General features: G+C 69.4%; 14 protein-coding genes. 7 read left to right on the top strand and 7 right to left on the bottom strand.

Annotated elements, in window-relative coordinates; genetic code table 11:
• The first annotated feature begins 278 nt into the window (after nt 1-278).
• The 3 genes from BST28156_RS20385 to BST28156_RS20375 are packed head-to-tail and all read left to right on the top strand — an operon-like array spanning nt 279 to nt 1,874.
• Nucleotides 279-692 (top strand): quinol oxidase, encoded by a 414-nt coding sequence (locus BST28156_RS20385; protein ID WP_174903220.1) that lies wholly within the window; start codon nt 279-281, stop codon nt 690-692.
• Nucleotides 689-1,321, top strand: coding sequence for a LolA family protein (locus tag BST28156_RS20380; protein ID WP_069244824.1), 633 nt, complete (start codon nt 689-691; stop codon nt 1,319-1,321). The genes BST28156_RS20385 and BST28156_RS20380 overlap by 4 nt, the downstream gene beginning before the upstream one ends.
• A gap of 37 nt (nt 1,322-1,358) precedes the next feature.
• The gene (locus BST28156_RS20375) at nt 1,359-1,874 is read left to right on the top strand and encodes an SRPBCC family protein (protein ID WP_069245465.1); all 516 of its coding nucleotides are present in this window, start codon (nt 1,359-1,361) and stop codon (nt 1,872-1,874) included.
• 13 nt (nt 1,875-1,887) lie between these two features.
• Here BST28156_RS20375 and BST28156_RS20370 read toward each other — a convergent pair whose 3' ends face one another.
• From BST28156_RS20370 to BST28156_RS20345, 6 genes are all read right to left on the bottom strand, one after another.
• Nucleotides 1,888-2,937 (bottom strand): ABC transporter ATP-binding protein, encoded by a 1,050-nt coding sequence (locus BST28156_RS20370; RefSeq protein WP_174903219.1) that lies wholly within the window; start codon nt 2,935-2,937, stop codon nt 1,888-1,890.
• A gap of 30 nt (nt 2,938-2,967) precedes the next feature.
• Nucleotides 2,968-4,569, bottom strand: coding sequence for an ABC transporter permease (locus BST28156_RS20365; protein WP_060242324.1), 1,602 nt, complete (start codon nt 4,567-4,569; stop codon nt 2,968-2,970).
• Between the two features lie 2 nt (nt 4,570-4,571).
• Complete coding sequence (locus BST28156_RS20360) at nt 4,572-5,606, bottom strand: iron ABC transporter substrate-binding protein (protein WP_060242326.1); 1,035 nt, start codon at nt 5,604-5,606, stop codon at nt 4,572-4,574.
• Nucleotides 5,607-5,640: 34 nt separating this feature from the next.
• Nucleotides 5,641-6,939, bottom strand: a complete 1,299-nt coding sequence (gene efeB / locus BST28156_RS20355; protein WP_059513314.1) for an iron uptake transporter deferrochelatase/peroxidase subunit — start codon at nt 6,937-6,939, stop codon at nt 5,641-5,643.
• Between the two features lie 11 nt (nt 6,940-6,950).
• Nucleotides 6,951-8,084 (bottom strand): NHL repeat-containing protein, encoded by a 1,134-nt coding sequence (locus BST28156_RS20350; protein ID WP_059513315.1) that lies wholly within the window; start codon nt 8,082-8,084, stop codon nt 6,951-6,953.
• A gap of 65 nt (nt 8,085-8,149) precedes the next feature.
• A complete protein-coding gene (locus BST28156_RS20345) occupies nt 8,150-9,616 on the bottom strand; it encodes a carbohydrate porin (RefSeq protein ID WP_174903218.1) in 1,467 nt (488 codons plus the stop codon).
• A gap of 658 nt (nt 9,617-10,274) precedes the next feature.
• Between BST28156_RS20345 and groES the strand changes: the two genes are divergently transcribed.
• Both groES and groL read left to right on the top strand, forming a co-directional pair.
• Nucleotides 10,275-10,568 carry a co-chaperone GroES gene (gene groES, locus BST28156_RS20340; protein WP_004186661.1) on the top strand — a complete coding sequence of 98 codons (294 nt, stop codon included), beginning with the start codon at nt 10,275-10,277 and terminating at the stop codon, nt 10,566-10,568.
• Between the two features lie 47 nt (nt 10,569-10,615).
• Nucleotides 10,616-12,256 (top strand): chaperonin GroEL, encoded by a 1,641-nt coding sequence (gene groL / locus BST28156_RS20335; RefSeq protein ID WP_040126762.1) that lies wholly within the window; start codon nt 10,616-10,618, stop codon nt 12,254-12,256.
• A gap of 181 nt (nt 12,257-12,437) precedes the next feature.
• Here groL and BST28156_RS20330 read toward each other — a convergent pair whose 3' ends face one another.
• Complete coding sequence (locus BST28156_RS20330) at nt 12,438-13,304, bottom strand: hydroxymethylpyrimidine/phosphomethylpyrimidine kinase (RefSeq protein WP_174903217.1); 867 nt, start codon at nt 13,302-13,304, stop codon at nt 12,438-12,440.
• Between the two features lie 255 nt (nt 13,305-13,559).
• On the opposite strand from BST28156_RS20330, the gene BST28156_RS20325 reads away from it, so the two are divergent.
• A complete protein-coding gene (locus BST28156_RS20325; protein WP_004186709.1) occupies nt 13,560-13,730 on the top strand; it encodes a rubredoxin in 171 nt (56 codons plus the stop codon).
• A gap of 104 nt (nt 13,731-13,834) precedes the next feature.
• Nucleotides 13,835-14,953, top strand: a 1,119-nt coding sequence (locus tag BST28156_RS20320) for a FimL-related protein (RefSeq protein WP_174903216.1), incomplete at its 3' end; no start/stop codon positions are given.

Raw genomic sequence — 14,953 nt, 5'->3', positions numbered from 1 at the left:
ATGCCCGACCGCCGACGTCCGTTTACATACCGAGTCACGGCGCGATCGCGCAGCGCGATAATGGTCGAAACGCAACGGCCGTCCGGTCCGGCGATGCCGCGCAATGGCGCGACACGCGCGCGAACGGGCGTCATCCGGATGCCTTCCTCCGTCGTGCCGACGGCGGCGCCGGCAGCCGGGCCAGCCGTTGCGGACGCGCCGCGGGCCGGCGACGCCCGTCAGCATGCGCGTCCGACGGATGCGCACGGACGGCGTCCGACGCGGCCAGGGAGCACACGATGAAGGCGACGACGGCGGTTCTGCTGATGGCGCTCGCGATGGGCGCCGGGCTCGCGCGCGCGGACGACGACACGCCGGTGCGCGTACCGGTCGATGCCGACGGCGTGCAGCGGGTCGCGATCGTCGGCGGCAGCTATTTCTTTCGGCCGAAGCACGTGATCGTGCACGCGCAGCGGCCGGTCGAACTGACCGTATCGGCCGAGCCCGGCATCGTGCCCCACAGTTTCGAAATCGACGCGCTGCAGGCCGGCATCGCGATCCACACCGAACTCGGCACGACGCCGAAGACGTTTCGCTTCACGCCGACGCAGCCGGGCCGCTTCGCCTACTATTGCACGCACCGTCTGCTGTTCTTCAAAAGCCATCGCGAGCGCGGGATGGAGGGCGTGCTCGACGTCGAGGCGGCGCCATGATCGCCGCATTGCTGGCCGCAAGCCTGTTAGGAGCGAGCATGACCGCCGATCCCGTCACCGTTGCGCAGACCCATTTCGAACACATCCGCTCGTATCGCGCGACGATCCGTTCGTCGTCGCGCAGCGGTGAGCGCACCGAAATGCACTATGCGTACCTGAAACCCGGCTTCGTCCGGATGGATTTCGTCGAACCGCATCGCGGCGCGGTGCTCAAGTACGACCCGGACGACGGCAAGGTGCGGCTGCGTCCGTTCGGCGAACATACGCTGCCGGCGTTGACGCTGTCGCCGGCCAACCCGCTGGTGCGCGATCGCAGCGGCCATCGGGTCGACCGGTCGGACGTCGGCGAATTGCTGCGCAACGTCCACGCGCTGCAGCAGGGCGGCGCGACGGTGACCGAGGGCGAGGAGACCGTCGGCGGCCGCGCCGCGCTGCGCGTGTCGGTGACGGGTGCGCCCGCGCACGCGGTCGACGGCGTGCATCGCTACCGGCTGTGGCTCGACACGCAGGACGGTTTTCCGCTGAAGGTCGTCAGCTTCGCCGGCGACGACGACCGGCCGCTCGAAACCGTGACGCTCGACGACGTCGAGATCGACGTCGCGTTTCCCGATCGTTTCTTCGCACCCTGATTTCGCGACACGACGGATGTGGCGCGCCGGAGGCGACATGGCGGAATACCGGTTCTCGACGACGTGGCGCGTCGACGCGCCGCTCGCGGCGGTCTGGGACGCGATCTACCAGGTCGACCGCTGGCCCGACTGGTGGAAGGGCGCGGTGCGCACCGTCGAGCTCGAGCCGGGCGACGCGCGCGGCGTCGGCGCGCTGCATCGCTATACGTGGAAAGGCGCGCTGCCATACCGGCTGAGCTTCGACATGCGCGTGCGGCGCGTCGAGCCGCCGCATACGCTGGAAGGGCGCGCGAGCGGCGCGATCGAAGGCGATGGTCGCTGGCGCTTCGCCGCCGACGGCGCCGGCACCGTCGTGCGCTACGACTGGCACATCCGCACGCAGGCGCGCTGGATGAACTGGCTGGAGCCGATCGCGCGGCCGGTATTCAAATGGAATCACGACGTCGTGATGCGCGAAGGCGCGAAAGGGCTCGCGCGCCTGCTGGGCGCGACGGTCGAGAGCGACGGCCGGATCTACCGGCCCGTCGCGGGCGCCGGCTGCGCCGAGTCGTGAGCGCGTCGCGCGCTCAGCGCGCGTAAGCCATCACCGCGCCGTCGACGACGAGCGCGACGCGTTCGCCGACCGTCGGGCACCGATGCCCGGGCACGCGCGCACGCACAAGCGTGTCGGGCGCGGCCTCGACCCGCGCGAGCACGTCGGCGTCCTGGCCCGCGAACTGCGTGGCCTCGACCGTTGCCGCATGGCCGCGCGCGGCATCCGGATGCGCGATCGGCACGATGCCGATCTGCTCGGGACGCAGCATCGCATCGGCCGGCCCGTCCGGCAGCAGCGCGACGAGCGGCAACTCGCCGAGCGCGCACGCGATATGGCCGGCGCGCACCTGGCCCGCCAGCAGCACGGCCTGCCCGACGAACGACGCGACGTCGCGCGTGACCGGCTGCCGGTACAGCGTCTGCGGCGCGGCCGTCTGCACGAGCCGGCCCTGCCACAGCACCGCGACTTCGTCGCCGAGCGTCATCGCCTCGGGCTGGTCGTGCGTGACGAGCACCGACGTCGCGCCGGCCGCGGCCAGCGCATCCGCGACCGCGCTGCGCGTCTCGTGCCGCAGCGACGTGTCGAGCGCGGAAAACGGCTCGTCGAGGATCACGAGCGACGGCTCGGGCGCGAGCGCACGCGCCAGCGCGACGCGCTGCTGCTGTCCGCCGGACAGCTGCTGCGGCGCGCGGCTCGCGTACGATGCGGGCAGCCCGACCATCTCGAGCAGTGCGTCGACGCGATGACGACGCCGCCGCGCCGCGCGCGGCAGCCCGAACGCGATGTTGTCGGCGACCGACAGGTGCGGAAACAGCGCGCCTTCCTGCGGCACGTAGCCGATCCGCCGCTGCTCGGGCGGCAGGTGCAGGCCGGGCGCGGCGACCCGGCGGCCGTCGATCTCGACGATGCCGCGCTCGGCGCGCTCGAAGCCGCACAGCACGCGCAGCAGCGTCGTCTTGCCGCTGCCGGACGGGCCGAGCAGCGCGAGCCGCGAGCCGCGCCGCACCGTAAGATCGATGTCGTGCAGCACGGTATGCGGGCCGAACGATTTGGACAGGCCGTGTATGCGTAGTTCGCTCATGGGCGGTTCCGGGATAAGGGGCGGCGCGGCTCAGCGGCGCACCGACGCGCGGCCGAGCAGCAGGAACAGCAGGCCCGACGCGGCCAGCGACAGCGCGACGAGCAGCGCCGCATAGGGCGCCGCGGCCGCGAACGCGAGCGTCGCGGTATCGCTCCACACCTGCGTCGCGAGCGTGCGCGTGCCGATCGGCGACAACAGCAGCGTCGCGTTCAGCTCCGTCACGACCGAGATGAATACCATCGTCGCGGCCGCGCCGAGGCCGGGCGCCGCGAGCGGCAGCACCACGCGCGTCAGCGTCGCGCGCCAGCCGAGGCCGAGCGCGCGCGCGGTTTCCTCGAGCCGCACCTGCACGTGCGACAGCGCCGCGCGCACGCTGACCACCGCGAGCGGCAGGAACAGGATCGCGTACGCGGCGACGAGCGCCGGCGCGCTCTGGTAGAGCGGCTGCAGCAGCCGCACGGTGATCGACACGATCGCGAGCGCGACGACGATGCCCGGCACGCCCTGCACGGTCATCGCGGTGCGTTCGAGCAGCGTCGCGACGCGACCCGGATGGCGCACCAGCAGGAACGCGAGCGGCAGCGCGAGCAGCGTCGTGACGGCCGCCGCCGCGAGGCCGTAGCCGCTCGACGCGAGCGTGGCCTGCCACAGCAGTTCGGGCGATACGTCGGCCGGCGTGACGGCGGCCGCGCCCTGCTGCGTGAGCCAGTAGCCGATCGTCGCGAGCGGCACGCCGAGCGTTGCTGCCGCGAGCGCGGCGAAGGCCGCGACGACGGCGAGGCGGCCGCGCCCGAGCGGATAGCGCATCGCGACGCGCCGCGCCGCGCGGTGCGTATGGCCGTAGCGCGCCTGGCCGCGCGCGCGCGCCTCGATCGCGAGGCACAGCAGGCACAGCGCGATCAGCACGCAGCCGAGCAGCGACGCGCCGCCGCCGTCGAACGCGGTGCGGTATTCGGCGTAGATCTCGGTGGTGAAGGTGCGAAAGCGCAGCAGCTGGAACGCGCCGAACTCGGACAGCACGCCGAGCGCGACGAGCAGCATGCCGCCGCACAGCGCGGGGCGCAGCTGCGGCAGCACGACGCGGAAGAACGTGCGCCACGGCGAGCAGCCGAGCGTGCGCGCGCTTTCCTCGAGCGCCGGGTCGAGCTCGCGCAGCGCGGCGGCGACCGGCAGGTAGACGAGCGGGAAGTACGCGGAGCCCAGCACGAGCAGCGCGCCGAGAAAGTCCTGCAGGTCGAGGCTCAGCGACACCCACGCATAGCTGGTGATGAACGGCGGCACCGCGAGCGGCGCGGCGGCGAGCGCGGTCCACAGCGGCCGCGCGGGCAGGTCGGTGCGCTCGATGAACCACGCGACCGCGGTGCCGAGCAGCGCGCAGACGAGCGTCGCGGCGAGCGTGATCGACAGCGTGTTGACGAGCAGCTCGCCGACCAGCGGCCGCCACAGCAGCTCGATCGCGTCGTCGACGCCGAAGGTTGCGGCGCGATACAGCGTAAAGCCGAGCGGCAGCAGGATCGCGAGCGGCCCGCAGGCGGCCGCCGCGACGAGCGCGCGCGACGGCCGACGTCGCGCCGCGCTGCGTGCGTCGTCGTCGTGCGCGGCGCGGGCCGTGCGGGACACGGCGTCGCTCATGGTCAGAGCAGGCCGGCCTGGCGCAGCAGCTTGCCGGCCTGGCTGTCGTCGCCGAGCTGTTCGAACGACAGCGACGGCGGGCTCAGCTCGTTGAACGGCTTCAGGATCGGGTCGGGCGCGACGCCCGGGCGCAGCGGATACTCGAAGCTGACATGGCCGTTCGCCATCAGCTTCTGCGCGCGCTCGCTGACGAGATATGCGACGAACTTCTGCGCTTCCGGCTGATGCTTCGACGCCTTCAGCACCGCGGCGCCCGATACGTTGACCGCCGCGCCGACGTCGCCGTGGCCGAAGTGGTAAATCGCGCTGCGGGTCGACTTGTCGCCGAGTTCCGCGTGCAGGCGGTCCCAGTAGTAGTTGTTGATCACGCCGGTGACGACGCCGCCGCGGTTGACGGCGGCCGTCACGCCTTCGTCGTCGTCGAAGATCTGCGCGTTGGTCTTCAGGCCCTTCAGCCATTGCAGCGTCGCGGCCTCGCCGTGCAGCGCGAGCACCGCGCTCACGACCGGCAGGAAGTCGGCGTCGCTCGGCGCGATGCCGACCTTGCCCTTCCACTCGGGCTTCGCGAGATCGAGCAGCGACGCAGGCAGTTGCTGCGGCTGGAGCTTCGCGGTGTTGTAGACGAGCACGTTCTCGCGCGCGAGCACGCCGACCCAGTTGCCGTCGGCCGGGTTGTAGCGCGCCGGCACCGCTTGCAGCGTGGCGGCATCGGTCTTCGCGAGCAGGCCCTTGTGGTCGAGCAGCACGAGCTCGGGCGAGTTCTCGGTGAAGTACACGTCGGCCGGCGTGCGATCGCCTTCGGTGACGAGCTGCGCGGCAAGCGCCGGGCCTTCGCCCGAGCGCACCTTCACGGTGATGCCGCTTTGCGCTTCGAAGTCCTTGACGAGCTGGTTGACGACCTGCTCGTGCTGCGCGTTGTACAGCGTGAGCGTCGCGGCGCGCGCGGGCATTGCGGTCAGCGCGCCGGTCAGCATGAGCGCGGCGGCCGCCGCGGAGATCAGGTGCCGCACCGGGCGGCTAACGGGCAGAGTGTTCATGTCGATGTCGAAAGTTGAATCCTGAAGTGCCGGCTTACGCTTCGAACAGCGCGGCGCCGATGTACGAACCCGGTTGCGCGCCCGGCGGACACGCGAAGATCGCGCTGCCGACGTGCGTGGTGAACTGGTTCATGATGTCCAGCTTCGCGAGCTTCTCGTTGATCGGAATGAAGCCCTTGCGCGGATCGCGCTGGTGCGCGACGAACATCAGCCCCGCGTCGTACTCGGTCTGCTGGCGCCACGGCGGCCAGCGCTCGATATAGAAGTTGGTGCTGTCGTTGTACGAATACGCGCGGCGCAGGATCTGCGCGCCGTCGTTCATCTGCGGCGACGCGAGACGCGCGTGCGCGTTGTCGGGGATCACCGGATTCCCGTCCTTGTCCACTGCGTCGAGATCGAGCGCCTCGAATTCGTGCTTGCCGCCGAGCGGCGCGCCGCTGTACTTGCGGCGGCCGAACACCTGCTCCTGGAAGCCGAGTTCGGTGTTGTCCCAGTGCTCGAGCGTGATGCGGATGCGGCGCACGACCGTGTAGGTGCCGCCGTTCATCCAGGCCGGCCCTTCGCTGCCGGCCCAGACGAACGCGTTCATCGCGGCGGGATCGTCGCGCGACGGGTTCATCGTGCCGTCCTTGAAACCCATCAGGTTGCGCGGCGTCTCGCCCGGCTTGCCGGACGTGAAGCCGGCCTGGCCCCAGCGCATCTGCACGGTCTTGCCGCCGAGCCGCGCGAGCTGGCGCACCGCATGGAACGCGACCTGCGCGTCGTTCGCGCACGCCTGGATGAACAGGTCGCCGCCGGTCTTCTCCGGCAGCAGCTGGTCGCCGTTGAAGCGCGGCAGGTCGACCAGCGCGGCGGGGCGCTGCTTCGCCAGCCCGTAGCGGTCCTTGCCGGCGGCCGCGAACAGGCCCGGCCCGAAGCCGAACGTGATCGTCAGGCGCGCGGGGCCGATGCCGAGCGCATCGCCCGAATCGGCCGGCGGCGCGTCGTCCGCGCCGCTCGTCGGCAGCGGCTGCGCAGGTTCGCCGCGCGTGAGGCGCGCGGCCGCGTCGGTCCACGTCTTCAGCAACGCGATCACGTCGTCGCGCCGGGTCGTCGTCAGGTCGAGCGCCGCGAAATACGCGTTGCGCTGCTGCGGCGTCGTGATGCCGCTCTGGTGCTTGCCGTAGAACGGCTCGATGTCGTCGTCGTGCGCGGCTGCGTGCAGCGCGCCGGCGTCGGCCGCGCGCGCGGCCGGCATCGCGGTCGCCGCGAGGCCCGCGGCCACCGCCGCGCCGCCGGCCTTCAGGAAGCCGCGGCGCGCGGCGCGCGACGGCGGGTTCGGATCGTCGGTCATGGTCGTCTCCGTCACTTCGCGAGCATCAGCGTGTTGACGTCGTCCTGCACGTAGTAGAAGCCGTCGCCGGCCGGCGTCATCGCGATCCCGAACAGGTCGCCGTTGCCGGGAGGCGACTGCGCCTTGTCGGTGTCGATCCAGCGCGCGTAGAGCTGCTTGCCGGCAACCGGATCGATCTCGACGACCTGGCCGTTCAGCGCGTTGGTCGCGAGCAGGTGGCCGTTCGGCGCGGTCGCGAGCGCGAGCGGGCGGCGCAGGAAGCCGTCGGCCGTGATCGGGCGGCCGACGCCGGCGCTGGTGTCGCGCGTGAGCGGATCGTCGATCTCGACGATGCGGTTGCCGATCGCATCCGACACGTACAGCTTCTGCTGGTCGCCCGACAGCGCGAGGCCGGTCGGGCCGACCAGGAACACGCCCTTGTCGGCCTGCGCGCCGAGGCCGCTGGCGACCACCGTTTCCTGCCGGATTGCGGGCGGCTTGCCGGCCGGCACGTCGAGGTCGAGCCGCAGCACGGTCGCCTGCTTGTAGACGGGCGGGTTGCCGTCCGCGCCGCCGACGCCGAAGCCGGCCATGCTGACGAACAGCGTCGCGCTGTCGCCGCGGTCGACGACGGCCATGTTGCCCCACGGGTCGTTGATGTTCGGGCTCGACCACACCGATGCGACCTTGCCGTGCGGGTCGAGCACGATCAGGCAGCCGGCGCCCTTGGTGTTGGTCGTGCCGTCGTTGCTCGGCGTGCTGCCGACGATCACCCAGCCCGACTTCAGCATCGTCATCGCGGTCGACAGGCCGACGCCGCCCGGACACGCCTGCAGGTCGCGCGGAATCGTCGCGAACAGGCTCATCTGCTTCGTGGACGGACGATAGTCGACGATCGTGCTGCCGGTGCCCTGCAGGTTCGCGGCGTTGTTGAAGTTGTCGACCAGCACGTCGCCCTGCTGGATCGTGCCGGCCGAGGCCGGTGCGACGGCAATCGCGTACGGGTTCTGGTCGCCGTTGTCGGGCACCGTGTTGACGAGCAGCGTGTGGCGATGCAGCGTCTCGAGGAAGCCTTGCGGCTCGGCGAGCGCGCCGGCGGTCGCCGTCAGCGCGGCGGCAGCCAGTGCGCCCGTCGCGAGGCGGCGAAGCGGGGCGGATCGAATCATCGGGATCTCCTGGGGAACGCGCCGCGCGGGCGGCGCGCGAAAAACGGATGGCGTGGGCGCGGCGCTCAGAACGTGATGGTCGTGCGCGCGCCGACGACGAACGTGTTGCGCAGCGGCTGGGTCGCGTCGTTCGGGTTCTGGCCGGCGCCGGCGTTGAACGTGTACTGCGCGTCTGCCTGGATGACCCACCACGGATTCACCTGGTACTGGTAGGTCGCCTCGAGCGCCGTTTCGCGGGTGCGCACGCCGTACGGGCCGGTCGCGAACAGCCGCGCGGTGCGGTCGAGGTCGGTCACGTGGCTGCCGACCTGGAGGTACGTGACGGCGAGGCCGACGCTGTCGTTGTCGCGGCCCGCGAACGGCGCCTTCAGCACGACGCCCGCATTCGCCGCGAAGCTGACGAGATTGCGGTCGCCCGGCGCGCCCATCACACGCGCGAACACGCCGAGGCTTTGCGGGCCGGTCGGGTCGGGGCGCCAGATCATCTGGTCGGCCACTGCGTAGAAGCTGTAGTCGCCGTGGTGCTGCTGCGCGATGCCGTTCGATGCGGGGTCCGCGAGCGACAGCCCGTCGGTGCCGAGGTTCTGGTCCGCGAAGCGGCCGTTGTGATACCACACGCCGATCTTGTAGGTGCCGGGCAGCCCGTTCGAGCGGCCGGTGTCCATTTCGCCGTCGGACGGCTGGTTCAGCGCGTACTGCAGCTCGCCGATATACAGCGCGCCGTTGTGCAGGTTGAAGTTGGTGCCGCTGAGGTTGTTCGGGTTGTTGCCGAGCGGATCGCCGTCGAACACGCCCGCGAGCGCGGTGAGCTTCGGCGCGATCTGCGCGCGCACGCGCACGCCGAGGCCCGAGAGCGGATAGGCGGGGCCGCCGTTCGGCAGATCGTAGGACGGCAGTGCGGGCCAGCCGAACATCGTGTTGACGAAGGTGTTGCCGTACGTGCTGACCATGAATTCCTGGTCCAGGCTCTGCTGGCCGATCTTCACGTCGACGCGCTTGTCGAGGAACGACTGCTGGTACCACAGCTCCCAGAGGCGCGTCGTGTCCTGCGCCTCGATGCCGCTCGCGGTGTTGAGCGTGCCGAGGTTGCGCGCGCTCAGGTTGGAGCCGTGGATCTGCAGCGCGCTGACGTTGAAGGTGCCGCCGGGCAGGCCGATCGCCTTCTGCGTATCGACGGTGAGCGTCGCGGTCGTCAGGCCGTCGTACGTGCCGCCGCGGTTCAGGCCGCCGCGCAGGTTCGCGAGGTACTCGCTCGTTTCGGTGATCTGCAGCGTCGCGCCGTACTTGCCGAGCCACGGACGGATGCCGCCCATGTCGCCGAGCAGGTTCTGGCGGGTCCAGATGCCGGTCCACATGTCGGTCGGCTTCGCCTGGATCGCGCGGTCGGCTTCGGACGCGTCGGGCTGCGCGTCGACGGGCGTGTCGGCGAATGCGGGGCCGCTGGCGAACGATATGCACGCGAGCACGGCGGCGCAGGCGGCGGGGCGCATCCGGGCGCGGATGCGGTCTCCTGGGAACGACGCAAACTTCATATCAGATTCCTGCTTCTATTTAGTCTGGAGTCCTGCTTTAAATGCGCTGTCCGCACGCCCGGCGCCGATCGGCCGCCGCGTGAAGATCGACGCAACGGGGCGCATCGTAGGAGCGTTAAATGGGAAAGTCAATGTAAACGAGAATGATTCGCATCCATATTACTGAATGTAATCGGGGAGCTTACGGACGAGGCGCGCCGCGTGTTTAGTCGGGTCGGAAAACGTAAATATCGGCGTAATGAAGATGTATGAATCGATGCGGAGCGATGTGTCGGCCCGCCACTGCGGAAGGGGGCGCGGCGAGCCCGGAAGGGACGCCTTCGCAGGATTTTTGATGCGATCTCGTCGACGTCAGGAACTCCGTGCTTACCCGATGTCCAAACGGGGCTGGATGGCCGTCGGGCCGCGTGCAGGCGCACCCGGCGCACCGCTGAGGCGCTTTTAATCGATTGTTTTAAAAAGGATTTCCGGCGATTTCGAGAGGCGTGTCCGGTGTTTGTCCGCAGCGAAAAATCGCCCGATTTCCCTTCTTGAATTTGTCAAAACCCGTCCATATAATTAGCACTCGCTGCACGAGAGTGCTAACAATTCTCTGCCGGGCATCCCGCCGGGCAGATTCCCAAAGCGTTCTTCAATCTCAGTCAAGAGAGGAGTGAATATGAACCTTCGTCCTTTGCACGATCGCGTGATCGTCAAACGCCTGGATCAGGAAACCAAGACCGCCTCGGGCATCGTCATCCCCGACGCAGCGGCTGAGAAGCCGGATCAGGGCGAAGTCCTGGCCATCGGCCCGGGCAAGCGCGACGACAAGGGCGCGCCGATCGCGCTCGACGTCAAGGTGGGCGATCGCGTGCTGTTCGGCAAGTACGCCGGCCAGACCGTGAAGGTCGACGGCCAGGAGCTGCTGGTCATGCGCGAAGAAGACATCATGGCCGTGGTCAACGCCAAGTAAGCGTCCCACCGACGGTACATATTCCCAAGAATTCAAGGAGTTAGAAGATGGCAGCTAAAGACGTCGTATTCGGCGATTCCGCCCGCTCGAAGATGGTCGAAGGCGTGAACATTCTCGCCAACGCAGTGAAGGTCACGCTGGGTCCGAAGGGCCGCAACGTCGTGCTCGAGCGCAGCTTCGGCGGCCCGACGGTCACCAAGGACGGTGTGTCGGTCGCCAAGGAAATCGAGCTGAAGGACAAGCTCCAGAACATGGGCGCGCAGATGGTCAAGGAAGTTGCTTCCAAGACCAGCGACAACGCAGGCGACGGCACGACGACGGCAACCGTCCTCGCGCAGTCGATCGTCCGCGAAGGCATGAAGTACGTCGCATCGGGCATGAACCCGATGGACCTGAAGCGCGGTATCGACAAGGCCGTTGCAGCGGCAGTCGAAGAGCTGAAGAAGATCAGCAAGCCGTGCACGACGAACAAGGAAATCGCGCAAGTCGGCGCGATCTCGGCGAACAGCGACTCGTCGATCGGCGATCGCATCGCTGAAGCGATGGACAAGGTCGGCAAGGAAGGCGTGATCACCGTCGAAGACGGCAAGTCGCTGGCCGACGAGCTCGACGTCGTCGAAGGCATGCAATTCGACCGCGGCTACCTGTCGCCGTACTTCATCAACAACCCGGACAAGCAAGTCGCCGTCCTCGACAACCCGTTCGTGCTGCTGCACGACAAGAAGGTGTCGAACATCCGCGATCTGCTGCCGGTGCTCGAACAAGTCGCGAAGGCAGGCCGTCCGCTGCTGATCATCGCTGAAGACGTCGAAGGCGAAGCGCTCGCAACGCTGGTCGTCAACAACATCCGCGGCATCCTGAAGACCGTTGCGGTCAAGGCGCCGGGCTTCGGCGACCGTCGCAAGGCAATGCTGGAAGACATCGCGATCCTGACCGGCGGCCAGGTCATCGCGGAAGAAACTGGCCTGACGCTCGAGAAGGCAACGCTGGCAGAACTGGGCCAGGCGAAGCGCATCGAAGTGGGCAAGGAAAACACGACGATCATCGACGGCGCAGGCGAAGCGACGAACATCGAAGCGCGCGTGAAGCAAATCCGCACGCAGATCGAAGAAGCGACGTCGGACTACGACCGTGAAAAGCTGCAGGAGCGCGTGGCGAAGCTGGCCGGCGGCGTGGCGGTGATCAAGGTCGGCGCTGCGACCGAAGTCGAAATGAAGGAAAAGAAGGCACGCGTCGAAGACGCGCTGCACGCAACCCGCGCTGCCGTTGAAGAAGGCATCGTCCCGGGCGGCGGCGTTGCGCTGATCCGTGCACGCACCGCGATCGCCGCACTGACCGGCGCGAACGCCGACCAGAACGCCGGCATCAAGATCGTGCTGCGCGCAATGGAAGAGCCGCTGCGCCAGATCGTCACGAACGGCGGCGAAGAAGCGAGCGTCGTGGTGGCGGCAGTGGCTGCAGGCAAGGGCAACTACGGCTACAACGCAGCGACGGGTGAGTACGTCGACATGGTCGAAGCCGGCGTCGTCGACCCGACCAAGGTCACGCGCACCGCACTGCAGAACGCAGCTTCGGTCGCAGGCCTGCTGCTGACGACGGACGCAGCCGTTGCAGAACTGCCGAAGGAAGATGCACCGATGCCGGGCGGCATGCCGGGCGGCATGGGCGGCATGGGCATGGACATGTAATCGACTTCGGTCGATGCGGTCCGGAGCGCGCAGCGATGCGCGTTCCAGCCAAAAAAATGACCCGCAGCGATGCGGGTCTTTTTTTATGGGCGTCGCATAATGCGACGCGCGTGCGGGATGACGCGGCGCGCGCGAAGCGCGCCCTGATTCGGTGGCTGGCGGCGGGGCAGGCCCGCCGCGCTCAATGACGGTGCGACGTCCTCGGCAGCGGTTCGGCCGCGGCGGCCGGCGGCGCGTCTGCGTCGTCGTTGCTGCGCGCCCAGAAGAACCGGTCGGGCAGATGCGCGCCCATGCCGGGCCGGAACGCGTCGCGCACGGCCTGGTACAGGTACTCCTGCGCTTCGCGCACGGCCTCGGGCGGCTCCTGACCGTTCGCGAGCAGCGCCGCGATCGCTGCGCCGAGCGTATCGGTGATGCCCATCAGCCGGTGCGGCGAGCGATCCCACATGTCCTCGCGCAGCTGGCCTTCCTCGCCGTACAGCGTATTGACGAGCCGGTGCGAGCCCGTCTCGGACGACAGGATGTATTCGCAGCCCTGCGACAGCAGATGCGACACGGCTGCGTCGAGATTCGGCGCCTCGGCGTCGCCGTCCGGCTGCGCGAGTGCGATCAGCGTCGCGTAGTCGGCGACGAGCAGCGTGGTCTGCGGCGCGAGCAGATCGGCGATCGATTCGCGCAGGTCGTCGGCGGCGAGCACGTGCTCGTCGTCGAGCGTAAAGTCCGGCGCGAGCACGAGCGGCACGCCGTCGTAGTCGGCAACCACTTCGGCGATCGCGCTGACGACTTCCGCGCGCGTGGCCGCGCCGATCTTGAACGCGGCGACCGGCATGTCCTCGAGCAGCATGCGGGCCTGCGCGGCGACGACATCGGGATCGAGACCCGTCACCTCGTCGCAGGCGGCCGAGTCGCGCACGGTATAGCCCGTCAGGACGGATACGCCGTGACAGCCCATGCTCGCCAGGGTCAGCAGATCGGCTTGGAGGCCGGAGCCGCCGGTAGGATCGGACAGGCCGAAGGTGAGGACGATCGGAGGGGCGTTGCTGGACATGTAGAAATGGGGCAAGAAAAAAACGGGGAAGCGATCGAGATGCGGACGGCGAGGCGGGATAGGCCGTTTTCGGCCCCGTGTTGCCCGGCAGGCCGCACTTTGCAGCCATTATGCGGCGGAATCCGGCCACTACGACGGTTTTTTTAGCGCAGCGCAACGTAGTCGCCGCCCTCCAGCGCGATTGCTAGGCAGTCCGGCCCCGACACGGTACCATCATGGCTCCCGAATTTACCGACTTTCCCGACGCGGCTTAAGATGGAATACAAGAGCTGGATGTGCCTGATTTGTGGCTGGATTTACGACGAAGAAGCCGGGCTGCCCGAAGAGGGCATCGCCCCGGGCACGCGCTGGGAAGACGTCCCGATCAATTGGACGTGCCCCGAGTGCGGCGCCCGCAAGGAAGACTTCGAGATGGTCCAGATCTGACCGGATCCTTGGCCCCCGGACACTCCGCTTCGGTCTCGCGTTTGCCCGGCGCCCGTGCGCCGCGGCCTGCGCGAGTCGCTCGACGATGACAGGCGCGTGTGTCCATGACGTCCGATCCGGCGACCGTTCCCCTCCCTGACGCACTGCCCAATCCTCGCGGCGGCGCCGTGCATGCGGCCGACGCGTGGCTCGAGGCTGCCGCCGACGCGTTCGCGCGTCGCGACGATGCGGCCGCGCCGCTGTCGGCAGCGGCGGCCGTGCTGGCCGAAGCCGGCTGGCTGCCGGCCGCGCGTTTCGCCGGCCAGTTGTCCGCCACCGCGCCGCTGGTCGCGGCGCAGCCGCAGGCCGTCGCCGGCTGGCAGGCCGCGCTGCGCGACTTCCGCGCGGCCGTCGGACGTCACAATCTGCGCGAGCTCGCGTGCTCGCCCGTGCTGTTCGACCATTTCCGTACGCTGCGCGCGCAGAGCGCGGCCGACCTGCGCGCAGGCGCGCCGCTCGACGCGCTTGCGCTCGTCGGTCGCGCGGTGCCGCCGGCGTCGCTGCGCGCGTTGCCCGACGCGCTCGCGGTGCGGCTGCGCGCCCGCTACGAGCAGGCGCTGCTCGGCGTGCTGCGTGCGCAACAGGCGACGCCCGACGCGGCGCTCGACGCCGTCGACGCGACGCTGGCCGGGCTGGCCGACGACACCCCGTACGATTTCTGGCGGCTCGCGGCCGCCTGCCTGCGCGCGCTGCGCGCCAGTGGCGCGCCCGAACTGAGGCGTTTTCTCGCGCGCACCAACCTGCTGCTCGGCGAGCACGTACAGGGCCGGCGCAGTGCGCCGCCCGAACTGGTGCGCGAGACGGTCGCGCTGCTCTGGCGCGATTTCGCGCTGTTCGGCGCCGCGGCGGAGGATGTTGCGCTCGTCGACGTGCTGCACGACTACGGGCTGACGGTCGACTGGCATGTGGCCGGTACGCCCGTGTCCGAGGCGCTGTGGGAGGCCGATGCGGCGCGGGTCGAGCACGACGCGGTCGTCGCCGCACCGACCCGGGTGCTCGGCGTCGTCACGGTCAATGCGCATGCGTATGAGGATTTCCTGCAGACGGCCGATGCGTCGATGACCGACCTCGCGGCCGCTCCGGCGACTGCCGACGCCGGCGCGGCGTGGCGCGCATCGGCGGCCGCCTACCGGGTCGGCGCGGCGGCCTGCGCGCTCGGCCTCGGTCACGCGGCGCTGCTGGCC

The organism is Burkholderia pseudomultivorans (assembly GCF_902499075.1).
Classification (GTDB): Bacteria; Pseudomonadota; Gammaproteobacteria; order Burkholderiales; family Burkholderiaceae; genus Burkholderia; species Burkholderia pseudomultivorans.
The sequence above is the reverse complement of the archived record's forward strand: the minus strand, read 5'-3'. Positions and strand labels throughout refer to the sequence as shown.